This window comes from Synechococcus sp. BA-120 BA3 (assembly GCF_034931285.1).
Taxonomy (GTDB): Bacteria; Cyanobacteriota; Cyanobacteriia; order PCC-6307; family Cyanobiaceae; genus Cyanobium.
Window position 1 is genome coordinate 1 of the sequence record NZ_JAYGHZ010000223.1, and the last position, 741, is coordinate 741.

Here is a 741-nt window from a genome sequence, read left to right on the forward strand (position 1 = left end):
GCTACGGCGAGCTGGCGCTGGCGGGCCGCCAGTCGCTGGTGCGGCGGCTGCGGCAGGCGTTGCACGAGCTGCGCCACCGCCGGCAGGAGATCCGGCCCGTGGGGCCTCCACGCCTGCGGCTGGCTCCCGCTGGACAGGCGGGGCCGGACGCCGGCGGCCCCCGGGGGCTCGATCCCCAGACGCCCCTGGGGGAGGTGGCGGGGATCGGCCCGAAGACCGCCACCCGGCTGGCCGCCCTCGGCCTGCTGGTGGTGCGCGACCTGGTGCACCACTACCCCCGTGATTACCTCGATTACGCCCATCTGGTGCGGATCGCGGCCCTGGAGCCGGGGCGGACCGCCACCATCGTGGCGACGGTGCGCCGCTGCCACGCCTTCGGCAGCCCCCGCAACCCCAACCTGGCGATCCTGGAGCTGCAGCTCCAGGACGTCACCGGCCGCCTGCGGGTGACGCGCTTCTTCGCCGGTCGCCGCTTCAGCAGCCCCGGTTGGCTCAAGGCCCAGCAGCGGCTCTACCCGGTGGGGGCCACGGTGGCCGTGAGCGGCCTGGTGAAGGACAGCCCCTATGGCCCCGGCTTCGCCGATCCCCTGCTGGAGGTGCTGGAGGCCCCCGGCGCGCCGGTGCGTTCGGAGCTAATCGGGCGGTTCGTGCCGGTCTATGCCCTCACCGAGGGACTCAGCGGCGACACCCTGGCCCGGGCCATCGCCGCCGTGCTGCCGGCGGCGAGCCGCTGGCCCGACC

At 75.6% G+C, this 741-nt stretch carries 1 pseudogene; it reads left to right on the top strand.

The annotated features are described in order from the left end of the window. Window positions 1–741, top strand: a pseudogene (locus tag VB737_RS07435) (ATP-dependent DNA helicase RecG); the annotation flags it as partial.